Genomic DNA, 5,209 nt, shown 5'->3' on the forward strand with positions numbered 1-5,209 from the left:
ACCCCCATCATTTTGTGTTTTAAACTGGGGGGGGCGGGCGACACCTTCTTGTGGGGGGCGGGGTTGTTCCCCTTAACCCTTAACTTCTACAAAATTTTCTGTCGACTGTCAGTCCGCATTCGCGAGCAAGCCCGCTCCCACAGGGTTTTTTCGTTGTCAGTGTGTGCGGGCGACCGCGAACTCGCTCAGTTCGACCAGTGCATCGCGGTATTCGCTGGCGGGCAGCGCTTCGAGGCATTTGATCGCGCGGGCCACGTAATCGCGGGCCAGTTGTGCGGTGTATTCCAGCGAGCCCGAGGCTTCCACGGCGGCGCGGATGCTTTCGAGGTCTTCGATACCGCCTTTCTGGATGGCCTGGCGCACCAGTGCAGCCTGTTCAGGCGTGCCTTCGCGCATGGTGTAGATCAGCGGCAGGGTCGGTTTGCCTTCGGCCAGGTCGTCGCCGACGTTCTTGCCCAGAGTGTCCGCGTCGCCCTTGTAGTCCAGCAGGTCGTCGACCAGCTGGAAAGCCACGCCCAGGTGATCGCCAAACGTGCGCAGGGCTTCGGCCTGCTCCGGCGTCGCTTCGCACAGGGACGCGGCGCTATGGGTCGAGGCCTCGAAGAGCATCGCGGTCTTGCCGCGGATGACTTCCATGTAGGTTTCTTCAGTGGTGCTGGCGTCACGGACCTTCGACAACTGCAACACTTCGCCTTCGGCGATGATGCGGGTGGCTTGCGAAAGGATCTTCATCACGGGCATGGAGCCCAGTTCGACCATCATTTCGAAGGAACGCGAGTACAGGAAGTCGCCCACCAGCACGCTCGGGGCGTTGCCCCACATGGCGTTGGCGGTCGAGCGGCCACGGCGCATGCCGGACATGTCGACCACGTCGTCATGCAGCAGGGTGGCGGTGTGCAGGAACTCGATGGTCGCGGCCAGCAGACGCAGGTCGTCGCCCTCGCGGCCCAGAGCCTTGCCGCACAGCAAAACCAATAAAGGACGCAGGCGTTTACCACCGGCCGAGGTAATGTAGTCGCCGATTTTCGACACCAGCGGCACTCGGGACGTCAGCTGCTTCTTGATAATGCCGTCGACGGCGCTAAAATCGTCCGCCACCGCGCGGTAGAAAGCTTGGGGTTGCATCAGCGACAGTCGCTCCAGAAGGGTTGCGCGGCATGCTAGGACCCACGTCCGGGCCTGTCAAGGCGCGATGGACGGCCTATTGCAAGGCGCTCGTGCCTTGCGTACAATCGCGCACCCTGAACTTCCTGGGCAGCACCTGCCTTACGCAATTGCAACGGGCCTTCCAGCCCATGCAGCCATGCCAGCCAATACCTCTTCCTATAAAGAGCTGGGTGAGCAGGATTATCGGAGAAATACCATGTCTTATGCAGTAATCGTTACTGGCGGCAAGCAGTACAAAGTCGCCCCAGGTGAATACCTGAAGATCGAAAAACTGGAAATCGCTACCGGCGAATCCGTTACCTTTGATCGCGTTCTGTTGGTTGCCAATGGTGACGACGTGAATATCGGTGCTCCAGTTGTTGCCGGCGCTACCGTTGTGGCTGAAGTGATCTCCCAAGGTCGTCACGATAAAGTCCGCATCATCAAGTTCCGTCGCCGTAAGCACCACATGAAGCGTATGGGCCACCGCCAGTGGTACACCGAGATCAAAATCACCGGTATTCAGGCTTAATTTCAGCCTAATTCCTCACTAGGAGAATTGAACTCATGGCACACAAAAAAGCTGGTGGTAGTACCCGTAACGGTCGCGACTCAGAAGCCAAACGCCTTGGCGTGAAGATGTATGGCGGCCAGAAAATCATTCCGGGCAACATCATCGTGCGTCAGCGCGGCACCCAATTCCACGCCGGTTACGGTGTTGGCATGGGTAAGGATCACACTCTCTTCGCTAAAATCGAAGGCGTGATCAAGTTTGAAGTAAAGGGCGCGTTCAACCGCCGTTACGTGAGCGTTGTCGCCGCTTAATTGCGCGAACGCTGGAAAAGCCCTGTCTCGCGACGGGGCTTTTTCGTTTGTGGGGTGAGTCTCTTGCAAAACTGTTTGTATGGGCTGTCGGCGCGCTGGATTCGCGGTCGTTGATTGAGGTCGCTGCGCTCATTTTTGCAAGAGTCTTATGTCTGGATTTTTTCGGCTCGTCCGTATGGCGAGAGGCGTTGTGTAATGAAGTTTGTTGATGAAGTATCGATTCGAGTAAAGGCCGGTGACGGCGGCAACGGTTGCATGAGCTTCCGTCGCGAAAAATTCATTGAGAACGGCGGCCCGAACGGCGGCGACGGTGGCGATGGCGGCTCGGTCTACATGATTGCCGACGAAAACCTCAATACCCTGGTGGACTACCGTTACACCCGGCACTTCGATGCTGAACGCGGTTCCAACGGTGGCAGCACCGACTGCACCGGCAAGAAGGGCGAGGACCTGGTGTTGCGTGTGCCGGTCGGCACGACCGTGATCGATTCGGCCACCCAGGAAGTTATCGGCGACCTGACCAAGGCTGGCCAGAAACTGCTGGTGGCCCATGGCGGCTGGCATGGTCTGGGCAATACCCGTTTCAAATCCAGCACCAACCGTGCGCCGCGCCAGACCACGCCAGGCAAGCCGGGCGAGCAGCGTGACCTGAAGCTGGAGATGAAAGTCCTGGCGGACGTCGGCCTGCTGGGTCTGCCGAATGCCGGTAAAAGTACCTTCATTCGTTCGGTCTCGGCTGCCAAGCCGAAAGTCGCCGACTATCCGTTCACCACGCTGGTGCCAAACCTGGGTGTGGTTTCCGTCGATCGCTGGAAAAGCTTCGTGATCGCGGATATTCCGGGTCTGATCGAAGGTGCTTCCGACGGTGCGGGCCTGGGGATTCGCTTCCTCAAGCACCTGGCGCGTACGCGTCTGCTGCTGCACCTCGTCGACATGGCGCCGTTGGACGACAGCAGTGCGCCGGACGCGGCTGAAGTGATCGTCAGCGAGCTGACCAAGTTCAGCCCGTCCCTGGCTGAGCGCGATCGCTGGCTGGTGCTGAACAAGTGCGACCAGATCCTTGAAGAAGAGCACGATGAGCGGGTCAAGGAAATCGTCGACCGCCTGGAGTGGACCGGTCCGGTCTATGTGATCTCCGCAATCTCCAAGTTGGGCACCGAGCGTCTGTGTCACGACATCATGCGTTACATGGAAGATCGCGCCGACCGCCTGGCCAACGATCCGGCGTACAAGGAAGAGCTGGCCGATCTCGATCAGCGCATCGAAGACGAGGCGCGTGCCCAGTTGCAGGCTCTGGACGACCAGCGTGCCCTGCGCCGCAGTGGCGTCAAGTCGGTCCATGACATCGGCGACGATGATTGGGACGAAGAAGACGTGGATGATGAAGATGGTCCGGAAATCATTTACGTGCGCGACTGATTCGTTGCGATAAACTGAAGCGCCGCTCAAACGAGCGGCGTTTTAGTATCTGGAAATCGTCGGTATCCGGAAACTGGTCGACACGAATAACGTTACGGGCAGCGCCAGGTCGTGCTGCCCTCAAGCTAAGGTTGAAGATGATGCGGAGCAAGGTGACGGGTGCGCAGCGCTGGGTCGTGAAAATCGGCAGCGCATTGCTGACGGCGGACGGCAAGGGCCTGGATCGCGCGGCCATGGGTGTGTGGGTTGAGCAGATGGTGGCCTTGCATGAGGCGGGTGTCGAGCTGGTGCTGGTGTCCTCCGGTGCGGTGGCGGCGGGCATGAGCCGTCTGGGCTGGACCTCACGACCCAGTGCGATGCACGAGCTCCAGGCGGCTGCTGCAATCGGTCAGATGGGGTTGGTGCAGGCCTGGGAGTCGAGCTTTGCCGAGCATGGCCGGCACACCGCGCAGATTCTCCTGACCCATGACGACCTGTCCGATCGCAAGCGTTACCTCAACGCCCGCAGCACCCTGCGCGCGCTGGTCGAATTGAAAGTGATCCCGGTGATCAACGAGAACGACACCGTGGTGACAGATGAGATCCGCTTCGGCGACAACGACACCCTGGCAGCCTTGGTGGCCAACCTGGTCGAGGCCGACCTGTTGGTGATCCTCACTGACCGTGACGGCATGTTCGACGCCGATCCGCGCAACAATCCTGACGCCCAGCTGATTTACGAGGCGCGTGCCGATGATCCGGCCCTCGATGCGGTAGCGGGCGGTACGGGTGGCGCGCTGGGGCGTGGTGGCATGCAGACCAAGCTGCGGGCGGCGCGCCTGGCGGCGCGCTCCGGTGCGCACACCATCATTGTCGGCGGGCGCCTCGAGCGTGTGCTGGATCGCCTGAAAGCTGGCGAGCGCATCGGCACCTTGCTGTCGCCGGAGCGCGGCATGCTGGCGGCGCGCAAGCAGTGGCTGGCCGGGCACCTGCAGACCCGTGGCACCCTGGTGCTCGATGCGGGGGCGGTGGCGGCGCTGTCCCAGGGCAACAAGAGTCTGCTGCCGGTGGGCGTCAAGCTGGTCCAGGGCAGTTTCCGGCGCGGTGAAATGGTGGTGTGCGTGGCGCCGGATGGTCGTGAGATTGCCCGTGGCCTGGCCAACTACAGTGCGCTGGAAGCACAGAAAATCATTGGGCAGTCGTCCGAGGCGATTGTCGGTCTGTTGGGTTACATGGCGGAGCCGGAGCTGGTTCACCGCGATAACCTGATCCTGGTCTGAAGGAATACCCGAATGCGTGTGGCAAAAGGATTGTTGGGTCTGTTGTTGGCGATGCCGTTGCTGGCGTCGGCCGAGGAGATTGGTCAGGTTTCGACGGTGTTCAAGTTTGTCGGGCCGAACGACCGCATCGTTGTCGAGGCGTTCGATGACCCCAAGGTGGAAGGCGTGACCTGCTACCTGTCGCGCGCCAAGACGGGCGGGGTGAAAGGTGGCCTGGGTCTCGCGGAGGATCGTGCCGAAGCGTCCATCGCTTGTCGCCAGGTCGGGCCGATCAACTTCAAGGGCCAGCTCAAAGACGGCGAAGAAGTGTTCAAGGAGCGCACATCGCTGGTGTTCAAGACCATGCAGGTGGTGCGTTTTCTCGACAAGAAGCGCAACACGCTGGTGTACCTCGTCTACAGCGATCGTCTGATCGAAGGCAGTCCGCAGAATGCGGTGACCGCGATTCCGATTTTGCCGTGGGCGAACGCGCGGTAAGTCCAGCGCAAATCAAAATGTGGGAGCGGGCTTGCTCGCGAATGCGGTGTGTCATTCAACATTAATGTCGGCTGACACACCGC

The 5,209-nt window shown here is 60.4% G+C and carries 6 protein-coding genes; 5 read left to right on the top strand and 1 reads right to left on the bottom strand.

Annotated features, from left to right (window positions below):
- Window positions 1-156 precede the first annotated feature (156 nt).
- Window positions 157-1,125: a polyprenyl synthetase family protein gene (locus QIW53_RS27130; protein ID WP_371052670.1), complete on the bottom strand. Its 969-nt coding sequence runs from the start codon at window positions 1,123-1,125 to the stop codon at window positions 157-159.
- A 238-nt stretch (window positions 1,126-1,363) separates the two neighbouring features.
- Between QIW53_RS27130 and rplU the strand changes: the two genes are divergently transcribed.
- From rplU to QIW53_RS27155, 5 genes are all read left to right on the top strand, one after another.
- Complete coding sequence (gene rplU, locus QIW53_RS27135; protein WP_003176051.1) at window positions 1,364-1,678, top strand: 50S ribosomal protein L21; 315 nt, start codon at window positions 1,364-1,366, stop codon at window positions 1,676-1,678.
- A gap of 35 nt (window positions 1,679-1,713) precedes the next feature.
- Complete coding sequence (rpmA, locus tag QIW53_RS27140) at window positions 1,714-1,971, top strand: 50S ribosomal protein L27 (protein ID WP_003176049.1); 258 nt, start codon at window positions 1,714-1,716, stop codon at window positions 1,969-1,971.
- 195 nt (window positions 1,972-2,166) lie between these two features.
- Window positions 2,167-3,390: an Obg family GTPase CgtA gene (cgtA, locus tag QIW53_RS27145; protein ID WP_371052671.1), complete on the top strand. Its 1,224-nt coding sequence runs from the start codon at window positions 2,167-2,169 to the stop codon at window positions 3,388-3,390.
- Between the two features lie 140 nt (window positions 3,391-3,530).
- The gene (gene proB, locus QIW53_RS27150; protein ID WP_371052672.1) at window positions 3,531-4,649 is read left to right on the top strand and encodes a glutamate 5-kinase; all 1,119 of its coding nucleotides are present in this window, start codon (window positions 3,531-3,533) and stop codon (window positions 4,647-4,649) included.
- A 12-nt stretch (window positions 4,650-4,661) separates the two neighbouring features.
- Window positions 4,662-5,126, top strand: coding sequence for a CreA family protein (locus tag QIW53_RS27155; protein WP_371052673.1), 465 nt, complete (start codon window positions 4,662-4,664; stop codon window positions 5,124-5,126).
- Window positions 5,127-5,209: the final 83 nt, after the last annotated feature.

The organism is Pseudomonas fluorescens (genome assembly GCF_041354075.1).
In the GTDB taxonomy this organism is placed as follows: domain Bacteria; phylum Pseudomonadota; class Gammaproteobacteria; order Pseudomonadales; family Pseudomonadaceae; genus Aquipseudomonas; species Aquipseudomonas fluorescens_CE.

Excerpts from the sequence above, each read along its gene's own strand:
- rpmA (WP_003176049.1), top strand. The coding sequence starts at position 1,714 with ATGGCACACAAAAAAGCTGGTGGTAGTACCCGTAACGGTCGCGACTCA.
- proB (WP_371052672.1), top strand. The coding sequence starts at position 3,531 with ATGCGGAGCAAGGTGACGGGTGCGCAGCGCTGGGTCGTGAAAATCGGC.
- cgtA (WP_371052671.1), top strand. The coding sequence starts at position 2,167 with ATGAAGTTTGTTGATGAAGTATCGATTCGAGTAAAGGCCGGTGACGGC.
- QIW53_RS27155 (WP_371052673.1), top strand. The coding sequence starts at position 4,662 with ATGCGTGTGGCAAAAGGATTGTTGGGTCTGTTGTTGGCGATGCCGTTG.
- rplU (WP_003176051.1), top strand. The coding sequence starts at position 1,364 with ATGTCTTATGCAGTAATCGTTACTGGCGGCAAGCAGTACAAAGTCGCC.
- QIW53_RS27130 (WP_371052670.1), bottom strand. The coding sequence starts at position 1,125 with ATGCAACCCCAAGCTTTCTACCGCGCGGTGGCGGACGATTTTAGCGCC.